This is a genomic window from Pseudomonas sp. HY7a-MNA-CIBAN-0227 (genome assembly GCF_040310325.1).
GTDB lineage: Bacteria > Pseudomonadota > Gammaproteobacteria > Pseudomonadales > Pseudomonadaceae > Aquipseudomonas.
Genome location: NZ_JBEOPT010000001.1, coordinates 229,136 through 250,399 on the forward strand (window position 1 = coordinate 229,136; position 21,264 = coordinate 250,399).

The window sequence follows — 21,264 nt, forward strand, 5'->3', positions numbered from 1 at the left end:
GTCTGGGCTAAAGGATTTGCACTTTAGAGACCTTGCGCGCCGCTCAAATCAGCCAAAGGAATGATTTGCAGAACCCTGTGGATACTAGCCTTGCGCCATCAACCGCCTCATTTCATCTCGGTAAACGCCAGCTTCACACCAATGGTAATCAGCACTACGCCCATGGTCCGGTCGAACCAATGGCCCATGCGGGCAAACCCGGCGCGCACCCGCTGCTGGCTGAACAGCATTGCCACCAGGCAAAACCAGATCGCCGTCGCCACTGCCAGATAAACCCCATAACCGGCCTGGATCGCCAACGGCGTGTGGGGATTGATAACCACGGTGAACAGCGACAGGAAAAACAGCGTGGCCTTGGGGTTCAGGCCATTGGTGACAAATCCCGAGGTAAACGCCCCGCGCGCAGTGCGCTCGCCCGCTTCACGGTGCAGATCGTCTTCGCTCGCAGGCTTGGCCGGTTGGGCACGCAAGGCTTTGAAACCGATGTACAGCAAGTAAGCTGCTGCTGCCCATTTCAGCGCATTGAACAGCACGATGGACTGGGACACGATCAAGCCAATACCGAGCAACGAGTAGCCTACATGCAGGAAAATCGCTGAACCAACACCCAACGCCGTCCATGTCCCGGCACGCCGGCCATGGGTCACGCTCTCGCGCACCACCACGGCAAAGTCCGGCCCAGGGCTGGCCACCGCCAGCAGGTGAATAAGGGCGACGGTCAAGAACTCGGTGAGGTACATGCACACTCCAGGAAGTAACTGATTATTTCATCTGATAGGCTCGGCAGATTACGCCTTTGAACCCTGCCGCAAAAGGTACAGTTGATGACGAACAATCGCCGCGCCGTCTTTCTCGATTACAGCTCCCTGGACCTTGGAGACCTTGACCTGAGCGGGTTGCGAAAAACCTTCAGCGACTTGCAACTCTGTGAACAGACCTCGCCTGCGCAAGTTGTCGAGCGCCTGCACGGCGCTCAGGTGGCAATCAGTAACAAGATCCTGCTCAACGCCGAGACCCTGGCAGCGTGCCCCGACCTGAAGCTGATCCTGATCGCCGCCACCGGCACCAATAACGTCGACCTCGCCGCCGCCCGCGCCCAGGGCATTACCGTGAGCAATTGCCAGGGTTACGGCACACCTTCGGTGGCGCAACACACGATCATGCTTTTGCTCAACCTCGCCACGCGCTTGCAGGACTATCAAAAGGACGTCAGCGCCGGTCGCTGGCAGCAGGCAAAACAGTTCTGCCTGCTGGACCACCCGATCGTCGAGCTGGAAGGTAAAACCCTCGGTTTGCTCGGTCACGGTGAGTTGGGCAGTGCCGTGGCGCGCCTGGCCGAAGCCTTCGGCATGCGCGTGGTGCTGGGAGCAATACCGGGGCGTCCGGCCCGCGCCGACCGGGTGCCTCTGGATGAGCTGCTGTCCCAAGTCGACGCCCTGACGCTGCACTGCCCCCTCAACGAACATACCCGCCACTTCATCGGCGCTCGGGAGTTGGCGCTGCTCAAGCCCGGCGCGTTCGTGGTCAATACCGCGCGCGGTGGCTTGATCGACGAGCAAGCCCTGGCCGACGCCCTGCGCAACGGTCATCTAAGCGGTGCGGCTACCGATGTGCTGAGCGTGGAACCGCCGACGGTGGGCAATCCATTACTGGCTGGCGACATTCCACGGCTAATCGTCACGCCACACTGCGCGTGGGGCAGCCGTGAAGCACGGCAACGAATCGTTGGCCAATTGACGGAAAACGCCCAGGGGTTTTTCAGTGGCGCACCGCAGCGCGTCGTCAGTTGCTAAACTGCGCCCCTTTTCAAGGAGCAGACCATGGATCCGCGCAGTGAAGTACTGCTTCGTCAGGCCAAACTTTTTCAGGGTGACTTGCTGCTGGCCGGCTTGCCCGCCGACGACTTGCTCGGTCACCTGCCCAATGCCCATGGCTGGTGCTGGCATGCCGGTGATCAGGCCGCACTGGATGCGCGTTTCGCCGAGCGCAGCCATTTCGGCGTGAATGTGCCCCAGCGTTCATTCGACTCGGCGGTGGTGTTCCTGCCCAAGTCCAAGGAGCTGACCGATTACATCCTTAACGCCGTGGCTGCGCGCCTGCCCGGCGCCGAGGTGTATCTGGTGGGGGAAAAACGCGGCGGTATTGAAAGCGCCGCCAAGCAATTGAACCCGTTCGGCAAACCCCGCAAGCTCGACAACGCGCGGCACTGCCAGCTGTGGCAAGTCACGGTGGCCAACGCCCCGCAAGCGGTTGAGCTGGAGAGCCTGGCCCAGGTGTTTGAGGTACCGCTGGCCGAAGGGCCACTCAAGGTGGTCAGCTTGCCGGGCGTGTTCAGCCATGGGCGCCTGGATCGCGGCACCGCGCTGCTGCTGGAGCACCTGGATAAATTGCCGAGCGGACATTTGCTGGACTTCGGCTGTGGTGCTGGGGTGCTTGGGGCTGCGGTCAAGCGCCGCTATCCTCACAACACCGTCACGCTGCTGGACGTCGACGCCTTCGCCGCCGCCAGCAGTCGCCTGACCCTGGCCGCCAATGGCCTGGAAGCCGAGGTGTTGACCGGCGATGGCATCGACGCAGCACCGATGGGTTTGAACGCAATCTTGAGCAACCCGCCGTTCCATGTCGGCGTGCACACCGACTATCATGCCACCGAGAACTTGCTACAAAAAGCAGCCAAACATCTGGCAAAAGGCGGCGAACTCCGGTTAGTCGCCAACAGCTTCCTGAAGTACCAACCGCTGATCGAAGAGCATCTTGGCGTGTGTGCGATCAAGGCCGAAGGCCAGGGTTTTCGTATCTACCGCGCCAAGCGCGGCTAACGGGCGTTTGAAAAAGAAGGCTTGCCGAATGGATTTTGCCGAGGCAGAATCCGCTCCGTCCTAGGGGAGTAGTCTCCCACGAGCGCCATGCTCGTCCGGCATACGTCAACATACTTGGTCAACAGGCCATGGCGTATGCGACCCAGGAGTCCGCACAGACGGACCGGGGTTTGACAAGACCTATGACACGAACACCTTACCCGGGGCGGGAAGGCTGTACGTGTCATAGCCGTGTCGACCCGCCCCTGGAAGCCTACCTGATGCTGGATTCACTTCTCGTTCCTACCGCAATCGTTGCCTTGGCCGAAATTGGCGACAAGACGCAACTGCTCGCCCTCATTCTTGCCGCACGCTTTCGCAAGCCCTGGCCGATCATCGCCGGCATCGTCGCCGCGACCCTGGCCAACCATGCCGCCGCCGGTGCCGTGGGCGCCTGGTTCAGCACTTTCTTCTCGGATGCAATGTTGCACTGGATCCTCGCCGCGAGCTTTTGCGCCACAGCCCTATGGACCTTGGTGCCGGACAAGCTCGACGATGACGAAGCCAGTACCTCCCGCAAGTTCGGACCGTTCCTGACCACGCTGATTGCGTTCTTCCTAGCGGAAATGGGCGACAAGACACAAATCGCCACGGTGATGCTGGCGGCGCAATACCCTGAGCTGTGGCTGGTGATTATCGGCACCACCCTGGGCATGTTGATTGCCAACGTACCGGTGGTTCTGGCAGGAAATTTTGCGGCAGAGAAACTGCCGTTGACCTTGATTCGGCGCCTGGCAGCTTCGGCGTTTTTCATTCTGGCAATTGTGGCGGTTTACAAGGCCATGCAGAGTAGTGGGTGGGTCTAGCTGCAAGCTGTTTGCTTCTGACTTGCAGCTTGCAGCTTGAAACTTACTGCGGCTTGTAAAGCGGCATCACCTTGGGGATCGCCGCCTGCAGCGAGGCGATCCGGCTTTCGGAGGCGGGGTGAGTGCTCATGAACTCAGGTGACGAGCCTTGCGAAGCCTTGGCCATTTTGTTCCACAGCGTGATGGCGGCGTTCGGGTTGTAACCGGCACGGGCGGCCAGTTCCAGGCCGATCAGGTCAGCTTCGTTTTCATTGCCGCGACTGTTAGGCAAGGTCATGCCGTAGTTGGCCACGGTATCGGCCAGCGCCAGGCTGTCCTGACCCAAACCAAACAACGCGCCAGCGCCCTGCTTGGCCATTTCAATGCCGTAGGCCTTGGACATGGCTTCGCGGCCGTGCTCGCGCAAGGCATGGGCAATTTCATGGCCCATCACCGCCGCCAGTTCGTCGTCGGTCAGCTTGAGGCTGTCGATCAAACCACTGTAGACAAAGATCTTCCCGCCAGGTCCGCAGTTGGCGTTAATCTCGTCGCTCTTGATCAGGTTCACCTCCCACTTCCACTGGGCCGCATCGGGCCGGAAGGTGGGCGCCTGGGCAATCAGGCGAGTGGCAATAGCCTGTACGCGCTTGGCGTTGGCACTGGTCTTGTCCACCATGCCTTCGCCGCTCGCCTCACCCAGCGTCTGCTGGTAAGACTGGGCATACATCTGGTCGACTTCCTGGCTCGACAACATGCTGAACATGTACTGCTTGCGCTCCACACCCACGGCGCCGCCGCTGGTGGTGTTAACCGACTGACAACCGGCGAGCAGCAACGCTGCACCCAATGTACATACCACCAATGATTTCTTCATGAACACGCTCCCTGAAAACATGGCGCGTATCGTAGGCGGGGAATTGTATCGGCGCCAGATACACCAGACGTTTAACCGTTAAATTTCGGATACTTCCCACAACGTCGCAAAAAACTCATAACCGGCCAGCCCCATGACAGCACAGGTATCTACACATCGTGTAGCCCTGCTATTTCCCATAGCAGCCGTCGAGCGCCTGCGATGAAGCGGGTGCTTGCACCACAAAAATCCAGGATCAACCCGGCGTCAGACACTCCGGCCCATTAAGCTTGGGATCATTCACCATATTGGCCAGTACCCGCTCGCGCAGCGCAGCGGGTTCGCTGGCCAGTAAAGCCTGCAAAACGTGCAGCGGGGTCTCGGGGTTTAGCCACGCTTCTTGCCCCGCCGCATCGAGAATCAACGGCCGACGCTGATTCGACGCCGCCTGCGTCACCACCGCCGCGCTCAGCCACACCTGCTCCTGCACCGGATAAGCTTCCCAGATAGCGGCGAAAAACAGCGTCGAACCCTCTCCCGGCGTCAGCCAGTACGGTCGTTTACGCTGGGTACCACGCCATTCGTAGAAACCATTGGCCGGCAACAGGCAACGACGCTGGCGAAAGGCCTCGCGAAACATTGGCTGCTCCGCCAGGGTTTCCGCGCGGGCATGGGCCGGCGTGCGGGACAAGTCGGTCAGCCACGGCGGAGTCAGGCCCCAGCGCGCCCGCGCCAGCTCGTGTTGACCGTTGGCCGCGCGCTGGATCAGCACCGAATCATTGGGGGAAATGTTCCACTGGGCCTTTTGATCGGCCGGGAAGCCCGGCAAGGCAGCAAAGGCAGGGTTCCAGCGAAACAGGGCATAACGTCCACACATGGGGCAACACGACTCTTGGGTAAACCGGCCAACAGCCTAACAGACCAGCACGTCGGGGAAGCTGTCGGGTTCATCGCCGGGCATCGGCAGCGCGCCGTTGTAGGCGGTGATCAACTCCCGGGCGTAAGCGGCCTGTTCGTCCTCCACTGCCAGGGCCAGCAGGCCATAGATCGGCAACTCGCCGGTGCCGCCCAGCAAGTCACGCCCCACCAGGTGGGCCTTGATGCCTTCACTGGCGAGCATGCCCTGGAGCAATTCGCCTTCCATCAGGTTTTCCGGTTCGTAGATTCGCTGCATGGCGTACCTTTTTATTCCTTCTCGCGACGCATTATTCGTTTTCGCTGCGCACTTCGAGCATCCATTCACCATCGTGGATCTGCAGTACGAAAGTAATGGGCCGGCAGCACACCGGACAGTCTTCAATATAGGTCTGATCGCCACCGGACAAATCCAGTATCGCCTCGACCGCTTCACCACAATAAGGACAATCGTAGACTTCAGTTTCCAGCATCGCGGTCTCCCAAGTGACTTGTGCGTATAATCGCCGGTCTATTTGCAGGGCTATTGTCGTTTGATCCCATTGTTCAGACCGCGCCCTGTCACTTATCGATCCAAACCTTTTACTTACCCTAGCCGTTTCTAACAAGAGAGCATGATGGGCGAATTCGATACCATCCGACCTTACAACGACAGCGAAGTCCCGGCAGTGCTGGCACGGCTGTTCAGTGACAAGGCCTTTCTGGACATCCTGACCCACTTTCGCTTCCCGCGCTTTGCCGGCGCCTTTGGCTGGCTGCTCAAGCCGATAATCGCTTACAAACTGCGCCGTGAGTTCGCCAGCGTGACCACCGTCGCCACACTGCAGGACAAAGTCGAACTCTACGTCGACCACACTATAGATCGCGCGACCGACGGCGTGACCTATACCGGTGTCGAGCAGTTCAAGTCTGGCAGCGCCTACCTGTTTTTGGCCAACCATCGCGATATCGTGATGGACCCGGCCTTCGTCAACTACGCGATATACCACGCCGGCCTGCCGACGCCGCGCATTGCCATTGGCGACAACCTGCTGCAAAAGCCGTTTGTCAGCGACCTGATGCGCCTGAACAAGAGCTTTATCGTGCACCGTTCAATCGCTGGGCGGCGCGAGAAGATGGCGGCGTATCAGTTGCTGTCGGCCTATATCAACCACTCGATCCGCAACGACTGCGAGTCGATTTGGATCGCCCAGGCCGAAGGTCGCGCCAAGGACGGGGATGATCGCACCGAGTCAGCGATCCTCAAGATGTTCCACATGAGCCGCAAGGACGAGCCGTTCGCCGAGGTCATTCAGTCGCTGAACCTGACGCCGGTGTCCATCAGCTACGAATACGACCCGTGCGATTCGGCCAAGGCCCGCGAACTGTACATCCGCGCCACCACCGGCACCTACAGCAAGGCGATGGGCGAGGACGATGGGAGCATCGCCTTGGGCATTACCGGCTACAAGGGCCGGGTCCACGTCAACTTCGCCTCGCCGATCACCGAACGCTTCGAAGACACCAAACTGCTGGCTATCGAGATGGATCGGCAGATTCTGGGCGGTTATCGGTTGTTTCCGGTGCATTACCTGGCGTATGCCCAGTGGTGCGATACCGACCCGCTATTACAGGTACCGGCAGCTGCCGAGATGTTCCCGACAGATGAACTGGCCAAGGCGAAAGCGGAGTGGGAGCGTCGATTGAATGCGTGCCCAAGCGAGCATCGGCCGTATCTGGTGCTGCAGTACGCGACACCGGTACGTAATCAATACCGAGTCAAAGCCGGCATCCCCCTGTAAACCCGACCCACTGTAGGAGCGAGGGGACGCCTAGTTCTTACTCGCGAAAGTCGTTAACGATAACGAGGGTTTCCTGGTTTAGCGCGGTGCCCTCAGGTTCTTCGCGAGTACGCCGGCTTCTACAGGCGGGTACTGAACCAGGAAACCAGCAGCGCAAGCCCAAGGCCGGCAAAACCGAGCCGGTAGGAAAGACGGTGGACACGCTCGGTCCTCACGTCCAAAAACAGCATCGGCTGGTCGATAGCCCGCTCCTCGCTCTGCGCGGCGAGATTGGCCATCGCTCGTTGCTCCCGCAGACGGGTGATGAACAGCAGACATGCACCGGGGCAAGCCAGCAACAGGGCAAACGCATTGATCAGTATTGCAGGCAGCACCATCACAAACCTCGGTGTAACAGTGTATTGGTATCCATTCAGATACAAACCTGAACGATATGCGCAGCCTGCGCCTGCCAACTCCCTCCTCCATTGACGGCTAATGTATCGAGTAATTTACACCGTCACCTGAACGTCACCTTAACAAGCCACGCTGTTGCCCTTCGAACGCCCGGGAGCTTGTCATGTTGCACGCGCAAAACCAGGATAGGCTGTATCTGATGCCTCAAAACGACGAGCAAGAGGCGCTGGTCGACGGCCTGGCGTTCAATGTGCAGGACCGCCACTGGCTGGTGTATTGCGCCCTCGGCGGGCATCAGCATGCCGACCTGCCGGAGCTGGATTTGCTGACTGGGGTGAGTGTGCTCGACTTTTACGTCGAAACAGCTGCGTGACAGTTACAGGCAATAAAAAACCGGGCTCATCACTGAGCCCGGTTTTTTTTGAAGCAATTACTGCGAGCTGAGGATCTGCCCGATGCTCGGGTCCTTGAACAGGCGCGTCAGGGCATCGCTCAACACGTCGCTGACCAGCTTGGTGTTGGTGTCCTGATTCGGCGCCATGCCGAAGCGCTGATCCAGGGAAGCGCCATAACGGCCGCTATAACGACGGCTGCCGGCGGACACGTCGGAGCGGAAGGTCGCGGCGATGGTGGCTTCGGTCACATACAGCCCCTCTTTAGGCGACTGGTATTTCAGCTCAGCCAAAGTCACGGTCAATTGCGGCGCGCCCGGGGAATTGCTGGTAGGGGTGAAACCCAGCAGGCGTACCGCCGCTTCAGCCTGGGCTTGCAGCTTGGGCAGCACATCAGCACCGGTCACCGTAATGGCGCTGGTTTCCGGGTACAGGCCACCACGAGTGCCCAGGGTAGGCGACGGACGACCATCGACCACACGCACCGACACCGGCTGGCCATGGCCGACAGCTGCCAGCTGGCTGGTGATTTTCGGCTGCGGGCTCAGTTGTTGCGGGCTGTGGGCGCAGCCAACCAGGGTCAAACTGGTCACAGTGATCAAACCGAACAACAGGCGTTGCAACATGCGTTTCTCTCCAGAAATCAGGTACCGACAGGCCGGCAGTATAGCGGTGCGCCATGTCCTTGAACTAGCACCAGTTACAACTCAGACCCGACGGGCTTGTAGCGGTTCGGTGTCACTGATATGTCACAGCGGTTACACGCTGGCGTCATGCCTTGCAGGCAACCTTGGCCTCAACTCACAGGAGGTTGATCGCCATGCACTTTTTCTGGTCGTTGTTCATGCGCAAACCCGCTCACCGGCACTTTGCCCTGCTCGATCAACAAGGCCGCTGCCAGGCTTTCAAGCAGTGCAGCCTGCCCCCCGTGGGCAATGGCTGGGTCGAAGTCGAAGAAATTCGCTTGAGCTGGATGCATCACCCCTTGCCCGCACGAGCACGTTTGAGCCCACGTATTTCAAGGTCATTGCAGCGACAGCCGTTGACCGCCTGACCGAACGGCTAATAAAAGTCATAAAACACGACCATTTACCCGCACTTCTTCGCTACAATCTCCCCCCGATTATAAGGACGTCTCCTGATCGGGCCTCGCAGCATCGCTAATGCTCCTGTATTAGCTCCCCCGCACCGCCCACAGAGAGCCGCCCACACAGATTAAGTGAAGCTGGCGTGCTTGCTGTTTTTCTGCAAAACCACCTCCTTTACCCAATCTGCCAGAGCTGCCATTGCGCTCGGCCACTTGAGTTGTTTGCCCGTTATGCCGCTTGTCGGCAGTGATTTCGGGCCAGGTGCCAGACTGGGGCAGCCCTTTTTTGAGGTTCACGTCTTCAAAAGAGCGTGAAAAAAACGGGTTTTCACAACTTCACAAGAGTGTGGCGAGCAAATGAATAGTTTTGCGTTTGTACAAGCACCATCAGCGTCTGGCACTGCCCAACCACACAGGACCGAGTACTCCTCAAGAACTGGAGCTTGAAGCCTGTCCGCTACGGATTTGGTTGCACGATCGGACGTACTTGACCATAAGTCGAATTGCCACAGGCGCCCTTAAATGCGTTCATATGCAGATAAGGCCCGATAGGCAGTGTGCGCCGATGTTGTAAAGAGATGCGAAAAATTGCGAAGCGGACATGGCGATCCTGACCATGGGTAACCTGGGGCATCATATGAACCGCCCCGTCACTCCTGGCAGCCATGCCGTCAATTTTGTGCTGCAGATTTTGGAGACGCGTTAAATGGCGCATAACGAAGCAGTCGACGTAGTACTGGTAGGGGCAGGCATCATGAGTGCCACCCTCGCCGTACTACTCAAAGAGCTCGACCCCGGCCTCAAGCTGGAAGTCGTTGAGCTGATGGATTCGGGTGCCGCGGAAAGTTCCAACCCGTGGAACAACGCCGGGACCGGTCACGCCGGGCTGTGTGAGTTGAACTACACACCCCAGGCTCAAGACGGTTCGATCGACATCAAGAAGGCCGTGCATATCAACACCCAGTTCGAGGTGTCGAAGCAGTTCTGGGCGTACCTGACCAAAAAAGGCACCTTTGGCTCGTCCAAGTCCTTTATCAGTGCAGTTCCGCACCTGAGTTTCGTGCAGGGCGAAAAAGGCGTGTCGTTCCTCAAGAAGCGCTTTGAAACCCTCAGCCAGCACCACGCCTTCGCGGACATGCATTACACCGAAGACCGTGCGCAGATGGCCGAATGGATGCCGCTGATGATGCCCGGCCGCCCGCTTGACGAAAAAATCGCTGCTACCCGCGTACTGAACGGCACCGACGTCAACTTTGGCGCCCTGACCAATCAGTTGCTGGCGCACCTGACCAGCTCGGCCGATGCCCAGGTCAAGTACAGTAAGCGTGTTACCGGCCTCAAGCGCAACAGCGCCGGATGGACCGTGAGCATCAAGGACGTCAACAGCGGCAACTCCCGTGACGTCGACGCCAAGTTCGTATTCCTTGGTGCCGGTGGCGCGGCACTGCCGCTGTTGCAAGCCTCGGGCATCGAAGAAAGCAAAGGCTTCGGTGGCTTTCCGGTCAGTGGTCAGTGGCTGCGTTGCGACAACCCGGAAGTGGTCAAGCACCACCAGGCCAAAGTCTACAGCCAGGCGGCAGTGGGTTCGCCACCGATGTCGGTGCCGCACCTGGACACCCGCGTGGTCGACGGCAAGAAATCCCTGCTGTTCGGGCCATACGCCGGTTTCACCACCAAGTTCCTCAAGCACGGCTCCTTCCTCGACCTGCCAATGTCGGTTCGCGCCGGCAACATCGGTCCGATGCTGGCCGTGGCCCGGGACAACATGGACCTGACCAAGTACCTGGTCAGCGAAGTCATGCAATCCATGGAACAGCGCCTGGAATCCCTGCGCCGCTTCTACCCTGAGGCGAAAGCCGAAGACTGGCGCCTGGAAGTGGCCGGCCAACGGGTACAGATCATCAAGAAAGACCCGAAAAAAGGCGGCGTGCTGCAATTTGGCACCGAGTTGGTAGCGGCCAAGGATGGCTCACTGGCGGCACTGCTGGGCGCTTCTCCAGGCGCGTCGGTCACCGTTTCGATCATGCTCGACCTGATCGAACGCTGCTTCCCGGACAAGGCGTCCGGTGAGTGGGCCACCAAGCTTTCGGAAATCTTCCCGGCCCGGGAGAAAATCCTGGAAACCGATGCTGCGCTGTATCGCAAGATCAACGCGCAGAACAACATCAGCCTGGAACTGGTTGAGCAAAGCAGCGAGACCGAAAGCTACGCTTAAAGCCCGCTCATAAAAAACGCCCCGTTCTCCATAGTGAGAACGGGGCGTTTTTTTTTCGCCAGGCAAAATCAGCCGCGAGCTTTGTCGATCAGTTCCATGTACTCGGCAGCGTTGCGCTGGTCCTTGATCACTTCAACGAAGGTCAAGCCGTGCTCATCCTTACCGTCCAGGTCCAGGCTCGCCTCTTTGAAAAAAACCAGGAACCGCTCGAAGTCGTCGATGCGCAGGCCACGGTAGGCTTTGATCAGTTTGTGGTGGGAAGGCGAAGTGGCATCGACCGGTTCAAAATCCAGGAACAGCTTGATCTGCTCATCGCCGATTTCATCACCAATCAATTGCTTCTTATCTTTACGCATTGCTGACTCCAGCTTGCAGACATTTACACGGGGTGAGCAGTTTACCTGCGCTCTTACCTTGAGCGCACCGCCCCGGTGTGCAAATCCGCCCAGATATGGCCGTTGGCATAGCTTAAAAACTGCACATACAGGGTTTCATTACGCAGCAAGTCGATGATCACCCGGTACTGAGCCAATGGGTAATACAGGGTCAGAGTTTTGCTTTTACCGTCGAAGGCCGGTTTTTTCAGGCTCTTGCTTTCGCCGTCAAAGTTAAGGATCACCTGGCTGATGCTCGCACCCTTGTTCAGGGATTTGCCCTTGAGGCGTACCAACAACGGTGATGTCACCGGAATCGGCTGCTGATTGGATTGACGCTGGTTGCCCACCACCACCGAATACTCGGTAACTTGCAGCAGTTGCTGCTGCTCGGGACTCTCGCCGCGCAGCGTCAGGTCATCAGGTGGCAGAAATTGGCTGTGCATCGGCGCTGGAGCCGCGGCCAGAGGCAGGCTGACGATCAGCGCCAGGATGGCGCAACTGCGGATCAAAAGGCTCATGGGCCGCTCCGTGGAAGATGGCCCAGCACTGTAGCTCAATCGAACTGGGCAAGCATCCAGCGCTGATAGGCAGGCACCTCGGGATCGCCTTCACGGGGTGCCCAGGTCGCCAGCTCGCCTTCGCCCACCGGCCGATAAGGCCCGGCCTTGCATTCGAACATCAGCGAGTCAGGCTCCAGCACCACTAGCCCATGGAACACCCCCGGCGGCAAATCGACGCCCTGGCACTCGCCACCGGCCTGCATGACACGCTTGGCCAGCACCTCGCCGGTCTCGCTGAAAATCAACAAACCCAGGCAGCCCTTGAGCACCAACAGGGTTTCCGCCTTGTCGGCACTCAAGTGACGATGCGGTGGCACGTAGGTGCTTGGCTGCATGCCCACCGCCATGCGGTGGCACGGCTCGTCCATCTGGTGGAAGTTGTGATGGTGACGGCCACGGGGGCTGGCGGATGCTTTCTCGGCCAACTCGGCAAACAGTGATTGATCGAGAAAGCTGACCATCGATTACATCCCCTTGACGGCGTAGATGCCCGCAGCATTGCGCCAGTAACCCTTGTAGTCCATGCCGTAACCGAAGAGGTAACGGTCGATGCACGGCAGGCCCATGTAATCGGCTTTCAGGTCTGGACGAGCCTTGCGGTCGTGGTCCTTGTCGATCAGTACGGCGGTGTGTACAGCGCGGGCGCCAGCGTGCTTGCAGAAGTCGATGATCGCGCCCAGGGTGTGGCCTTCATCAAGGATATCGTCAACGATCAGCACATCGCGGTCGACCAGCGAGACTTCCGGCTTGGCCTTCCAGAACAGGTCGCCACCAGTGGTTTCATTACGATAGCGGGTGGCGTGCAGGTAGGACGCTTCCAGGGGAAACTTCAGATGAGTGAGCAATTTTCCGGCGAAAATCAGACCGCCGTTCATTACACAGAACACCACCGGGTTGGTGTCGGCCATTTCCCGAGTGATCTTTTCGCCGACCTTGGCGATCGCCTCTTCGACTTGCGACTCGGTGTACAGGCAGTCAGCCTCTCGCATGATTTGACGGATATGCTCGAGATCAGCGGACATGGCGCTCTCCAAGGGTACTGTGGCAAGAAAAGCGGGCGAAGGTACGCTTCTGGGACGCAACGTTCAAGCCTTTATGGACTAATGTGCCAGATGTCTATAGGACAACACCCTCAGATAGATTAATCTAATCCGGTTTTTTTGCCCGCCGCCGGAGCCCTTCCCCATGCCCATCCGTGAGATCCGCCATCCGCTGATCCGACACAAACTTGGCCTTATGCGCCGCGCCGACATTAGCACGAAGAACTTCCGTGAGCTTGCTCAGGAAGTCGGAGCGTTGCTCACCTACGAAGCGACTAAAGATTTGCCCCTGGAAACCTACGAGGTTGACGGTTGGTGCGGTCCCGTCCAGGTCGAGAAGATCGCCGGCAAGAAAATTACCGTGGTCCCGATCCTGCGCGCCGGTATCGGCATGCTTGAAGGCGTGCTGAGCCTGATCCCGGGCGCCAAGGTCAGCGCCGTAGGCGTGGCCCGCAATGAAGAAACCCTGCAGGCCCACACCTACCTGGAAAAACTGGTGCCGGAAATCGACGAACGCCTGGCGATGATCATCGACCCGATGCTCGCCACCGGCAGTTCCATGGTTGCCACCATCAACCTGCTGAAGAAAGCCGGCTGCAAAGACATCCGCGCCATGGTGCTGGTTGCTGCTCCCGAAGGCATCGCCGCCGTCGAGAAAGCGCACCCGGACGTGGTGATCTACACCGCCTCCATCGATGAGCGCCTGAACGAGCACGGCTACATCATTCCGGGCCTGGGCGATGCCGGCGACAAGATCTTCGGTACCAAGCAGAAGGACGCGTGATCATGCAGGATGAATTCAACGACCCGCTTTGGCGCCAGATCCTGTCTGGCGCACAGATGCTCTTCGTGGCATTTGGTGCGCTGGTGTTGATGCCTCTGATCACAGGTCTTGATCCAAACGTTGCGCTGTTTACCGCAGGCCTGGGCACGTTGCTGTTCCAGGTAGTCACAGGACGGCAAGTGCCGGTGTTCCTGGCGTCGAGCTTTGCCTTTATCACCCCGATCATTCTCGCCAAGGAGCAGTTCGGCCTAGCGGCAACCATGGGCGGGGTGATGGCCGCCGGCTTCGTTTATACCTTCCTGGGCGCTGCGGTGAAGATCAAGGGCACCGGTTTCATCGACCGTCTGCTGCCGCCGGTGGTGATCGGCCCGGTGATCATTTCCATCGGACTGGCCATGGCGCCGATTGCCGCGAACATGGCGATGGGTAAAGGCAGTGATGGTGCCGAGCTGATTCATTACCAGACGGCGATGCTGATCTCGATGCCGGCGCTGCTGACCACGTTGATCGTGGCGGTCTTTGGCAAAGGCATTTTCCGCCTGGTGCCGATCATCTCCGGCGTGCTGGTGGGTTTTGCCATGGCGTTCTACTTTGGCGTGGTCGACACGGCCAAGATTGCCGCCGCACCCTGGTTCGCCCTGCCCCACTTCACGGCGCCAGAGTTCAATTGGCAGGCGATTCTATTTATCGTCCCCGTGGCGTTGGCGCCTGCCATTGAGCACATCGGCGGCGTGATTGCCGTGGGCAGCGTTACCGGTCGCGACTACCTGAAAAAACCCGGCCTGCATCGCACGCTGCTGGGCGACGGTATCGCCACCACCGCTGCCGGCATGCTCGGCGGCCCGCCCAACACCACCTACGCCGAAGTAACGGGCGCAGTGATGCTGACCAAGAACTACAACCCGAAAATCATGACCTGGGCGGCGGTGTTTGCCATCACCCTGGCTTTTGTCGGCAAGTTCGGCGCGCTGCTGCAAAGCATCCCGGTACCGGTGATGGGCGGGATTCTATGCCTGCTGTTCGGCTCGATTGCCGCAGTGGGGATGAACACCCTGATTCGTCACAAGATCGACTTGGGGGAAGCGCGCAATCTGGTGATTGTTTCGGTGACCCTGGTGTTCGGGATTGGTGGCGTGTTGATCGGCACTGGGACTGGCCCGGACGACTTCGGCCTCAAGGGCATCGCCCTGTGTGCGGTAGTGGCAATGGGGTTGAATCTGCTGCTGCCGGGAAATGATGGCTGGAAGAACAAAAAGCCGGATGAGCCGTTGCTGTAAGGCACAACTTTCGGCTGTGCTCCCCGTGGCGAGAGAGCTTGCTCCCTCGCCACATAACGCTCTTAAATCCCTTAGAGCTCGCCCAGCCCGTCGATCAACGCCTGGTTCTGCTCGGGCGTACCGATGCTGATGCGCAGGAACTGGGCAATCCGCTCCTGCTTGAAGTGCCGCACAATCACCCCTTGCTCGCGCAACTTCGCAGCCAAACCGGCCGCGTCGTGTTGTGGGTGTCGGGCAAAGATGAAGTTCGCTGCCGACGGCAACACCTCAAAACCTTTCGCCTGCAACTGCCCGACCACCTTGTCACGACTGTCGATTACCAGACGGCACGTCTTCTCGAAGTACTCTCGATCCTCGAATGCCGCCGCCGCCCCGACAATCGCCAAGCGATCCAGCGGGTAGGAGTTGAAGCTGTTCTTGACTCGCTCCAGCGCCTCGATCAGGTCCGGATGGCCCACTGCCAGGCCCACGCGCAATCCTGCCAGGGAGCGCGACTTGGACAGGGTCTGGGTCACCAGCAGATTTGGGTAACGGTCCACCAGGCTGATGGCAGTTTCGCCGCCAAAGTCGATATAGGCTTCATCGACCACTACCACTGAGTCCGGGCTAGCCTTGAGGATCTGCTCCACAGCGTCCAGCGCCATCACGCAACCGGTGGGCGCGTTCGGGTTGGGGAAGATGATTCCGCCGTTAGGCTTGGCGTAGTCCGCAGCACGGATCTGGAACTGTTCATCCAGTGGCACCGCGTCGAAGGTAATGCCGTAGAGGCCGCAGTACACCGGGTAGAAGCTGTAGCTGATGTCCGGAAACAGCAGCGGCTGATCGTGCAGGAACAAACCGTGAAAGATATGGGCCAGAACTTCATCGGAACCATTACCCAGGAACACCTGTGCCGTTTGCACACCGTAATACTGCGCAACAGCCTGCTTGAGCAGGTCGCCATTGGGGTCCGGGTACAAACGCAGGTTGTCGTTCAACTCGCCTTGCATGGCCGCCAGCGCCTTGGGCGATGGGCCATAAGGGTTTTCATTGGTGTTGAGCTTAACCAACTTGGCCAGCTTCGGTTGTTCACCAGGCACATAGGGCACCAGGTTCTTGACGAACGGGCTCCAAAACTTGCTCATTTCTCAGTTCCCTTTCTTGTCGTCAACGATGCGGTATTCAGCACTGCGGGCGTGGGCCGTCAGCGACTCACCGCGCGCCAGCACCGAGGCAGTCTTGCCCAGTTCAGAGGCGCCTTGGGGCGAACAGAAGATGATCGACGAACGCTTCTGGAAGTCATACACACCCAGCGGCGACGAGAACCGCGCGGTACCGGACGTCGGCAACACGTGGTTGGGACCGGCGCAGTAGTCGCCCAGGGCTTCGCTCGTGTGGCGACCCATGAAGATCGCGCCGGCGTGACGAATCAACGGCAGCCAGGCTTGTGGGTCGGCTACGGATAGCTCCAGGTGTTCCGGGGCGATGCGATTGGCCACTTCGATGGCCTGCTCCATGTCACGAACCAGGATCAGAGCACCACGGCCATTGATCGATTTTTCGATGATCTCGGCACGTTCCATGGTCGGCAGCAACTTGGCAATGCTGGCGGCGACCTTGTCGAGGAATTCGGCATCGGGGCTGACCAGGATCGCCTGGGCGTCTTCGTCGTGCTCGGCCTGGGAGAACAAGTCCATGGCGATCCAGTCCGGATCAGTCTGGCCGTCGCACACCACGAGGATTTCCGAAGGGCCGGCGATCATGTCGATACCGACCTGGCCAAACACGTGGCGCTTGGCAGTGGCGACATAGATGTTGCCGGGGCCGACCACCTTGTCGACCTTCGGCACGCTTTCGGTGCCGTACGCCAGCGCTGCGACCGCTTGGGCGCCGCCGATGGTGAACACCCGGTCAACGCCGGCGATGCAGGCAGCGGCCAGCACCAGTTCGTTGATTTCACCACGAGGGGTTGGCACCACCATGACCACTTCGATAACGCCAGCAACCTTGGCCGGAATGGCGTTCATCAGCACCGATGATGGATAGGATGCTTTACCGCCCGGTACGTACAGGCCGGCACGGTCCAGGGGGGTGACCTTCTGGCCCAGCACCGTGCCATCGGCCTCGGTGTAGCTCCAGGAGTCCTGCTTCTGTTTTTCGTGGTAGCTGCGCACCCGCGCCGCTGCCACTTCCAGGGCTTCGCGCTGGGGTTCGGTGATGCGGGTCAAGGCCAGTTCCAAGCGTTCGCGGGGCAGGATCAGGTCGGCCATGGAGGCGACGTCCAAACCATCGAACTGACGAGTGAAATCCACCAGCGCCGCATCACCGCGTTCGCGCACGGCCTTGATGATGTCGAGCACCCGCTGGTTGACCGATTCGTCGGACACACTTTCCCAGCTCAGCAGATGATCCAGATGATGGGCGAAATCCGGATCGGCAGCGTTGAGTCGGGCAATTGCAGTGGACGTGGTCATAGCGAGGGCCTCATAGGATTGACAAAAGTGCTCAGGCGCCGAAAGTTAGCAGTCGATCCGCTTGGGCACCTGAGAATTCTGGCTATGAGGCGGATAGACGGGCGTAGCTTTTCAGCTACGCGGGTGAGTCAACCGCGGTGTCGAGACTCCACTGCCTTGCGCAGGGTGTCGATCAACGCCTGGATACGGGCGTGCTGCATTTTCATCGAGGCTTTGTTGACGATCAGCCGGGAGCTGATATCGGCGATGAAGTCCTGGGGCTCCAGGCCATTGGCACGAAGGGTATTACCGGTGTCGACCACATCGATGATCTTGTCCGCCAGACCAATCAGCGGCGCCAGTTCCATCGAGCCGTAGAGCTTGATGATGTCGACCTGGCGGCCTTGTTCGGCGTAGTAGCGCTTGGCAACGTTGACGAACTTGGTCGCCACCCGCAGGCGGCCCTTGGGCTCGACGTCGCCAACACGGCCAGCAGTCATCAGTTTGCACAAGGCAATGCGCAGGTCCAGTGGCTCGTACAGGCCCTGGCCACCGTATTCCATAAGCACGTCTTTACCGGCCACGCCGAGATCAGCGGCACCATGCTCAACGTAGGTCGGTACGTCAGTGGCGCGCACGATCAGCAGGCGTACGTCAGCCTGGGTCGTGGGAATGATCAACTTGCGACTTTTGTCCGGATTCTCGGTCGGCACGATGCCCGCTTCAGCCAGAAGCGGCAAAGTGTCGTCAAGGATGCGGCCCTTGGACAGTGCGATGGTCAACATGGGAAACGTCAGTCCTTCATCAGGCAATTGCTGTCCGGTCGCAAGCGGCGCCAGACACAGATCGAGGCCTTTACAGACCTCGACTTAAAACAAAACCGTGGGCACCTCCCTGTGCCCTTGCAGCAACTAGCCCGGTACGCGGCGGATCTTCGCGCCGAGCATCTGCAGCTTCTCTTCGATGCACTCGTAACCACGGTCGATGTGGTAGATGCGATCGATCAGGGTGTCGCCTTCAGCGCACAGAGCCGAGATCACCAGGCTGGCGGAAGCGCGCAGATCGGTGGCCATTACTGGCGCGCCCTTGAGCTTCTCGATACCGGTGACGATGGCAGTGTTGCCTTCGACCTGAATCTTGGCGCCCATGCGGTGCAGTTCATACACGTGCATGAAACGGTTTTCGAAGATGGTCTCGATAACCGCACCGGTGCCTTCGGCAATTGCGTTCAGGGAAACGAACTGCGCCTGCATGTCGGTCGGGAACGCCGGGTACGGAGCGGTCCGCACGTTGACGGCCTTGGGCCGCTTGCCGTGCATGTTCAGCTCAATCCAGTCGTCGCCGGTGGTGATTTCAGCGCCCGCTTCCTTGAGTTTTTCCAGGACAGCTTCAAGGATGGTCGGATCAGTGTCCTTGACCTTGACGCGACCACCGGTAACGGCGGCAGCGACCAGGTAGGTACCGGTCTCGATTCGGTCCGGCATGACCTTGTAGGTGGCCGGGTGCAGGCGCTTCACGCCTTCGATGGTGATGGTGTCGGTGCCGGCGCCGGTGATGTTGGCGCCCATGGCAATCAGGAAGTTGGCCAAGTCGACCACTTCCGGCTCGCGCGCGGCGTTTTGCAGCACGCTGCGGCCAGTGGCCAGTGCGGCGGCCATCATGATGTTCTCGGTACCGGTCACGCTGACGGTATCGAAGAAGAAGTTGGCACCACGCAGGCCGCCTTCCGGCGCCTTGGCCTTGATGTAGCCGCCTTCGACGTCGATGGTTGCGCCCATGGCTTCAAGGCCACGGATGTGCAGGTCCACCGGACGCGAGCCAATGGCGCAACCGCCAGGCAGGGCCACTTCGGCTTCGCCGAAACGGGCAACCATAGGACCAAGTACCAGAATCGAGGCGCGCATGGTTTTCACCAGCTCGTACGGGGCGATCAGGGTCTTGATGGTGCGCGGGTCGATTTCGACCGACAGCTTTTCGTCGATCACCGGCTCGATGCCCATGCGACCGAACAGCTCGATCATGGTGGTGATGTCGTGCAGGTGCGGCAGGTTGGCCACGGTGACCGGGCCATCGCACAACAACGTAGCTGCGAGGATTGGCAAGGCAGAGTTTTTTGCCCCGGAGATACGGATTTCGCCATCAAGACGAATACCACCGGTAATAATCAATTTATCCATAAGAATCTCGACGCCTAGGGGCTCAGGTGCGCTCGGCCCAGGCCGCGCGGCTGAAAAATTTCATAGTGACCGCATGGATGCTGCCATCGGTGATCCATGGGTTCAAATGGGCATAGATCTGCTGCTGACGCTTGACCGGGCTCAATGCCGCCAGTTCATCGCTAATTACGTTCAGCTGGAAGTTGCAGCCTTCGCCTTCAACTTCCACCTTCGTATCTGGCAGCTTTCCTTCAAGGAAGCTCTTCACTTCTACGGCCTGCATGCTCAACCTCTATCGGCGCCCAGTGCGCGCGGGTCGGACATCATACAAAAAAGCCCCGCGCCTGCGAACCCCGCATAGCAGGACTCTGACGGGGGGCTTCTTTAATAATGTGTATTAAGGATGCGCCAACAGCTCAGTCAAACCCGAAACCTGAGCAATTTCACGCATATCTTCGGGCAATGCACGAATACTGACAGCTTTGTTGACCGCGGCGGCATCACGTATGAAGCACAGCAGCAACGACAGACCAACGCTGCTGGACTTCACCACTGACGAGCAATCCAGCACCAATGCAGACGCGGTGCTGGCATTGATCAGCGCCTGGCCCTGCTTGCGCAGGCCAGGCCCAGTGAGGTAATCCAGTACGCCGCTCAAGAGCAGCTCGCCGGCCTCGCCGAGACGGACAGCCGACTCGCTCATTGGGCCTTCTCTTCAGAGGCTTTTTCGGTCACTTCCTTGGCCTTGGCCACTTCACCGGCCCAACCATTGATGGTTTTGTCCAGGTCGTTGCCATTGCGCTGCATCGCGTCCGCGAACTGGTCACGGAACAGTTTGCCGATGTTGATGCCGTTGATGATCACGTTGCGCACTTTCCATTCACCGTTGATCTTCTCAAGAGTGTAGGAAACCGGGTAGACCGAACCGTTGTTGCCCTTGACCTGCATGTCCACGCTGGTACGGTTACCGGACTCATCCTTGGCCGGGGAAACAACGATGCCCTGGTTGTTATATTCCAGCAATGCGTTGCCGTAGAACTGCATCAGGCTGCGCTTGAAGTTGTCCTGGAAGGTCTGCATTTGCGCGGGCGTGGCCTTGCGCGAGTACTTGACCGTCATGATGCTGCGGGAGATGCCGTCGGCGTCCACCACCGGGCCGACGATGCCGTTGAGGGCGTCGTAGAACTCGCTTGGGCTTTGCTTGTACTTTTCTTTGTTGGTGGCAAGGTCTGCCAGCAAACGGGTGGTGGTGTCCAGGACGATGTCGTGCGCGGAAGGCGCAGCCACAGCGGCACCAGCCATCAACGGCAAGGCTGCCAGCAGCACTAACAGGCCACGTCGCAAGGTAGAGATCAT

The 21,264-nt window shown here is 59.3% G+C and carries 27 protein-coding genes and 1 riboswitch; of the genes, 9 read left to right on the forward strand and 18 right to left on the reverse strand.

Translation table 11 applies throughout. The features are described 5' to 3' along the window. Nucleotides 1–107 precede the first annotated feature (107 nt). Nucleotides 108–740: a LysE family translocator gene (locus AAEZ06_RS01030; protein ID WP_149410917.1), complete on the reverse strand. Its 633-nt coding sequence runs from the start codon at nt 738–740 to the stop codon at nt 108–110. Between the two features lie 84 nt (nt 741–824). Here AAEZ06_RS01030 and AAEZ06_RS01035 point away from each other — a divergent pair, with 84 nt between their 5' ends. The 3 genes from AAEZ06_RS01035 to AAEZ06_RS01045 all read left to right on the forward strand — a co-directional run bounded on the left by AAEZ06_RS01035 (nt 825) and on the right by AAEZ06_RS01045 (nt 3,664). Next, nucleotides 825–1,793, forward strand: a complete 969-nt coding sequence (locus tag AAEZ06_RS01035) for a 2-hydroxyacid dehydrogenase (RefSeq protein ID WP_149410916.1) — start codon at nt 825–827, stop codon at nt 1,791–1,793. A 27-nt stretch (nt 1,794–1,820) separates the two neighbouring features. Then, nucleotides 1,821–2,819 (forward strand): methyltransferase, encoded by a 999-nt coding sequence (locus AAEZ06_RS01040; RefSeq protein ID WP_149410915.1) that lies wholly within the window; start codon nt 1,821–1,823, stop codon nt 2,817–2,819. A gap of 50 nt (nt 2,820–2,869) precedes the next feature. Continuing rightward, a riboswitch (yybP-ykoY riboswitch) is annotated at nt 2,870–2,991 on the forward strand. Between the two features lie 88 nt (nt 2,992–3,079). Then, a complete protein-coding gene (locus AAEZ06_RS01045) occupies nt 3,080–3,664 on the forward strand; it encodes a TMEM165/GDT1 family protein (RefSeq protein ID WP_149410914.1) in 585 nt (194 codons plus the stop codon). A gap of 43 nt (nt 3,665–3,707) precedes the next feature. Here AAEZ06_RS01045 and AAEZ06_RS01050 read toward each other — a convergent pair whose 3' ends face one another. The 4 genes from AAEZ06_RS01050 to AAEZ06_RS01065 all read right to left on the reverse strand — a co-directional run bounded on the left by AAEZ06_RS01050 (nt 3,708) and on the right by AAEZ06_RS01065 (nt 5,884). Next, a complete protein-coding gene (locus AAEZ06_RS01050) occupies nt 3,708–4,517 on the reverse strand; it encodes a M48 family metallopeptidase (protein WP_350612501.1) in 810 nt (269 codons plus the stop codon). A 235-nt stretch (nt 4,518–4,752) separates the two neighbouring features. Then, nucleotides 4,753–5,373: an SOS response-associated peptidase gene (locus AAEZ06_RS01055; RefSeq protein WP_350612503.1), complete on the reverse strand. Its 621-nt coding sequence runs from the start codon at nt 5,371–5,373 to the stop codon at nt 4,753–4,755. Between the two features lie 36 nt (nt 5,374–5,409). Next, nucleotides 5,410–5,670, reverse strand: coding sequence for a putative signal transducing protein (locus AAEZ06_RS01060; protein ID WP_149410911.1), 261 nt, complete (start codon nt 5,668–5,670; stop codon nt 5,410–5,412). A 31-nt stretch (nt 5,671–5,701) separates the two neighbouring features. Next, entirely contained in the window at nt 5,702–5,884 is a 183-nt protein-coding gene (locus tag AAEZ06_RS01065; RefSeq protein ID WP_149410910.1) for a CPXCG motif-containing cysteine-rich protein, read from the reverse strand. 144 nt (nt 5,885–6,028) lie between these two features. Here AAEZ06_RS01065 and AAEZ06_RS01070 point away from each other — a divergent pair, with 144 nt between their 5' ends. Continuing rightward, entirely contained in the window at nt 6,029–7,192 is a 1,164-nt protein-coding gene (locus AAEZ06_RS01070; RefSeq protein ID WP_178114380.1) for a 1-acyl-sn-glycerol-3-phosphate acyltransferase, read from the forward strand. A gap of 119 nt (nt 7,193–7,311) precedes the next feature. Here the strand turns inward: AAEZ06_RS01070 and AAEZ06_RS01075 are convergent, their stop codons facing one another. Next, nucleotides 7,312–7,569, reverse strand: a complete 258-nt coding sequence (locus AAEZ06_RS01075; protein WP_149410908.1) for a hypothetical protein — start codon at nt 7,567–7,569, stop codon at nt 7,312–7,314. Between the two features lie 182 nt (nt 7,570–7,751). Here AAEZ06_RS01075 and AAEZ06_RS01080 point away from each other — a divergent pair, with 182 nt between their 5' ends. Next, nucleotides 7,752–7,961 carry a hypothetical protein gene (locus AAEZ06_RS01080; protein ID WP_149410907.1) on the forward strand — a complete coding sequence of 70 codons (210 nt, stop codon included), beginning with the start codon at nt 7,752–7,754 and terminating at the stop codon, nt 7,959–7,961. A gap of 57 nt (nt 7,962–8,018) precedes the next feature. On the opposite strand, the gene AAEZ06_RS01085 is transcribed toward AAEZ06_RS01080, so the two are convergent. Further along, nucleotides 8,019–8,606 (reverse strand): YajG family lipoprotein, encoded by a 588-nt coding sequence (locus tag AAEZ06_RS01085; protein ID WP_133099851.1) that lies wholly within the window; start codon nt 8,604–8,606, stop codon nt 8,019–8,021. 194 nt (nt 8,607–8,800) lie between these two features. Here AAEZ06_RS01085 and AAEZ06_RS01090 point away from each other — a divergent pair, with 194 nt between their 5' ends. Beyond that, nucleotides 8,801–9,034 carry a hypothetical protein gene (locus tag AAEZ06_RS01090; protein ID WP_149410906.1) on the forward strand — a complete coding sequence of 78 codons (234 nt, stop codon included), beginning with the start codon at nt 8,801–8,803 and terminating at the stop codon, nt 9,032–9,034. Nucleotides 9,035–9,773: 739 nt separating this feature from the next. Continuing rightward, nucleotides 9,774–11,282 (forward strand): malate dehydrogenase (quinone), encoded by a 1,509-nt coding sequence (mqo, locus tag AAEZ06_RS01095; RefSeq protein ID WP_149410905.1) that lies wholly within the window; start codon nt 9,774–9,776, stop codon nt 11,280–11,282. 68 nt (nt 11,283–11,350) lie between these two features. Here the strand turns inward: mqo and AAEZ06_RS01100 are convergent, their stop codons facing one another. Genes AAEZ06_RS01100 through AAEZ06_RS01115 form a run of 4 tightly spaced genes read right to left on the reverse strand, consistent with a single transcriptional unit; the run spans nt 11,351 to nt 13,241 of the window. Continuing rightward, on the reverse strand, nt 11,351–11,638 hold the full coding sequence (locus AAEZ06_RS01100) for a PA4642 family protein (RefSeq protein ID WP_149410904.1): 288 nt from the start codon (nt 11,636–11,638) through the stop codon (nt 11,351–11,353). Between the two features lie 53 nt (nt 11,639–11,691). Beyond that, nucleotides 11,692–12,177, reverse strand: a complete 486-nt coding sequence (locus AAEZ06_RS01105) for a hypothetical protein (RefSeq protein WP_149410903.1) — start codon at nt 12,175–12,177, stop codon at nt 11,692–11,694. Between the two features lie 35 nt (nt 12,178–12,212). After that, complete coding sequence (locus AAEZ06_RS01110; protein ID WP_149410902.1) at nt 12,213–12,680, reverse strand: WbuC family cupin fold metalloprotein; 468 nt, start codon at nt 12,678–12,680, stop codon at nt 12,213–12,215. 3 nt (nt 12,681–12,683) lie between these two features. Then, nucleotides 12,684–13,241 (reverse strand): hypoxanthine-guanine phosphoribosyltransferase, encoded by a 558-nt coding sequence (locus AAEZ06_RS01115; protein ID WP_149410901.1) that lies wholly within the window; start codon nt 13,239–13,241, stop codon nt 12,684–12,686. Between the two features lie 163 nt (nt 13,242–13,404). Here AAEZ06_RS01115 and upp point away from each other — a divergent pair, with 163 nt between their 5' ends. Together upp and AAEZ06_RS01125 are read left to right on the forward strand one after the other, a co-directional pair. Further along, complete coding sequence (gene upp, locus AAEZ06_RS01120) at nt 13,405–14,043, forward strand: uracil phosphoribosyltransferase (protein ID WP_133099858.1); 639 nt, start codon at nt 13,405–13,407, stop codon at nt 14,041–14,043. A 2-nt stretch (nt 14,044–14,045) separates the two neighbouring features. Next, complete coding sequence (locus tag AAEZ06_RS01125) at nt 14,046–15,320, forward strand: uracil-xanthine permease family protein (protein ID WP_149410900.1); 1,275 nt, start codon at nt 14,046–14,048, stop codon at nt 15,318–15,320. 71 nt (nt 15,321–15,391) lie between these two features. Here the strand turns inward: AAEZ06_RS01125 and hisC are convergent, their stop codons facing one another. The 7 genes from hisC to AAEZ06_RS01160 all read right to left on the reverse strand — a co-directional run bounded on the left by hisC (nt 15,392) and on the right by AAEZ06_RS01160 (nt 21,264). Beyond that, complete coding sequence (gene hisC, locus AAEZ06_RS01130) at nt 15,392–16,444, reverse strand: histidinol-phosphate transaminase (RefSeq protein ID WP_149410899.1); 1,053 nt, start codon at nt 16,442–16,444, stop codon at nt 15,392–15,394. 3 nt (nt 16,445–16,447) lie between these two features. Beyond that, complete coding sequence (gene hisD, locus AAEZ06_RS01135) at nt 16,448–17,773, reverse strand: histidinol dehydrogenase (RefSeq protein ID WP_149410898.1); 1,326 nt, start codon at nt 17,771–17,773, stop codon at nt 16,448–16,450. A gap of 128 nt (nt 17,774–17,901) precedes the next feature. Continuing rightward, complete coding sequence (gene hisG, locus AAEZ06_RS01140; protein ID WP_007901570.1) at nt 17,902–18,537, reverse strand: ATP phosphoribosyltransferase; 636 nt, start codon at nt 18,535–18,537, stop codon at nt 17,902–17,904. A 126-nt stretch (nt 18,538–18,663) separates the two neighbouring features. After that, the gene (gene murA, locus AAEZ06_RS01145) at nt 18,664–19,929 is read right to left on the reverse strand and encodes a UDP-N-acetylglucosamine 1-carboxyvinyltransferase (protein ID WP_149410896.1); all 1,266 of its coding nucleotides are present in this window, start codon (nt 19,927–19,929) and stop codon (nt 18,664–18,666) included. A 22-nt stretch (nt 19,930–19,951) separates the two neighbouring features. Then, entirely contained in the window at nt 19,952–20,191 is a 240-nt protein-coding gene (locus AAEZ06_RS01150; RefSeq protein ID WP_133099863.1) for a BolA family protein, read from the reverse strand. A gap of 114 nt (nt 20,192–20,305) precedes the next feature. Next, the gene (locus AAEZ06_RS01155; protein WP_149410895.1) at nt 20,306–20,611 is read right to left on the reverse strand and encodes an STAS domain-containing protein; all 306 of its coding nucleotides are present in this window, start codon (nt 20,609–20,611) and stop codon (nt 20,306–20,308) included. Continuing rightward, nucleotides 20,608–21,264, reverse strand: coding sequence for an MlaC/ttg2D family ABC transporter substrate-binding protein (locus AAEZ06_RS01160; RefSeq protein WP_149410894.1), 657 nt, complete (start codon nt 21,262–21,264; stop codon nt 20,608–20,610). The genes AAEZ06_RS01155 and AAEZ06_RS01160 overlap by 4 nt, the downstream gene beginning before the upstream one ends.

Excerpts from the sequence above, each read along its gene's own strand:
- AAEZ06_RS01030 (WP_149410917.1), bottom strand. The coding sequence starts at position 740 with ATGTACCTCACCGAGTTCTTGACCGTCGCCCTTATTCACCTGCTGGCG.
- AAEZ06_RS01035 (WP_149410916.1), top strand. The coding sequence starts at position 825 with ATGACGAACAATCGCCGCGCCGTCTTTCTCGATTACAGCTCCCTGGAC.
- AAEZ06_RS01040 (WP_149410915.1), top strand. The coding sequence starts at position 1,821 with ATGGATCCGCGCAGTGAAGTACTGCTTCGTCAGGCCAAACTTTTTCAG.
- AAEZ06_RS01045 (WP_149410914.1), top strand. The coding sequence starts at position 3,080 with ATGCTGGATTCACTTCTCGTTCCTACCGCAATCGTTGCCTTGGCCGAA.
- AAEZ06_RS01050 (WP_350612501.1), bottom strand. The coding sequence starts at position 4,517 with ATGAAGAAATCATTGGTGGTATGTACATTGGGTGCAGCGTTGCTGCTC.
- AAEZ06_RS01055 (WP_350612503.1), bottom strand. The coding sequence starts at position 5,373 with ATGTGTGGACGTTATGCCCTGTTTCGCTGGAACCCTGCCTTTGCTGCC.
- AAEZ06_RS01060 (WP_149410911.1), bottom strand. The coding sequence starts at position 5,670 with ATGCAGCGAATCTACGAACCGGAAAACCTGATGGAAGGCGAATTGCTC.
- AAEZ06_RS01065 (WP_149410910.1), bottom strand. The coding sequence starts at position 5,884 with ATGCTGGAAACTGAAGTCTACGATTGTCCTTATTGTGGTGAAGCGGTC.
- AAEZ06_RS01070 (WP_178114380.1), top strand. The coding sequence starts at position 6,029 with ATGGGCGAATTCGATACCATCCGACCTTACAACGACAGCGAAGTCCCG.
- AAEZ06_RS01075 (WP_149410908.1), bottom strand. The coding sequence starts at position 7,569 with ATGGTGCTGCCTGCAATACTGATCAATGCGTTTGCCCTGTTGCTGGCT.
- AAEZ06_RS01080 (WP_149410907.1), top strand. The coding sequence starts at position 7,752 with ATGTTGCACGCGCAAAACCAGGATAGGCTGTATCTGATGCCTCAAAAC.
- AAEZ06_RS01085 (WP_133099851.1), bottom strand. The coding sequence starts at position 8,606 with ATGTTGCAACGCCTGTTGTTCGGTTTGATCACTGTGACCAGTTTGACC.
- AAEZ06_RS01090 (WP_149410906.1), top strand. The coding sequence starts at position 8,801 with ATGCACTTTTTCTGGTCGTTGTTCATGCGCAAACCCGCTCACCGGCAC.
- mqo (WP_149410905.1), top strand. The coding sequence starts at position 9,774 with ATGGCGCATAACGAAGCAGTCGACGTAGTACTGGTAGGGGCAGGCATC.
- AAEZ06_RS01100 (WP_149410904.1), bottom strand. The coding sequence starts at position 11,638 with ATGCGTAAAGATAAGAAGCAATTGATTGGTGATGAAATCGGCGATGAG.
- AAEZ06_RS01105 (WP_149410903.1), bottom strand. The coding sequence starts at position 12,177 with ATGAGCCTTTTGATCCGCAGTTGCGCCATCCTGGCGCTGATCGTCAGC.
- AAEZ06_RS01110 (WP_149410902.1), bottom strand. The coding sequence starts at position 12,680 with ATGGTCAGCTTTCTCGATCAATCACTGTTTGCCGAGTTGGCCGAGAAA.
- AAEZ06_RS01115 (WP_149410901.1), bottom strand. The coding sequence starts at position 13,241 with ATGTCCGCTGATCTCGAGCATATCCGTCAAATCATGCGAGAGGCTGAC.
- upp (WP_133099858.1), top strand. The coding sequence starts at position 13,405 with ATGCCCATCCGTGAGATCCGCCATCCGCTGATCCGACACAAACTTGGC.
- AAEZ06_RS01125 (WP_149410900.1), top strand. The coding sequence starts at position 14,046 with ATGCAGGATGAATTCAACGACCCGCTTTGGCGCCAGATCCTGTCTGGC.
- hisC (WP_149410899.1), bottom strand. The coding sequence starts at position 16,444 with ATGAGCAAGTTTTGGAGCCCGTTCGTCAAGAACCTGGTGCCCTATGTG.
- hisD (WP_149410898.1), bottom strand. The coding sequence starts at position 17,773 with ATGACCACGTCCACTGCAATTGCCCGACTCAACGCTGCCGATCCGGAT.
- hisG (WP_007901570.1), bottom strand. The coding sequence starts at position 18,537 with ATGTTGACCATCGCACTGTCCAAGGGCCGCATCCTTGACGACACTTTG.
- murA (WP_149410896.1), bottom strand. The coding sequence starts at position 19,929 with ATGGATAAATTGATTATTACCGGTGGTATTCGTCTTGATGGCGAAATC.
- AAEZ06_RS01150 (WP_133099863.1), bottom strand. The coding sequence starts at position 20,191 with ATGCAGGCCGTAGAAGTGAAGAGCTTCCTTGAAGGAAAGCTGCCAGAT.
- AAEZ06_RS01155 (WP_149410895.1), bottom strand. The coding sequence starts at position 20,611 with ATGAGCGAGTCGGCTGTCCGTCTCGGCGAGGCCGGCGAGCTGCTCTTG.
- AAEZ06_RS01160 (WP_149410894.1), bottom strand. The coding sequence starts at position 21,264 with ATGATCTCTACCTTGCGACGTGGCCTGTTAGTGCTGCTGGCAGCCTTG.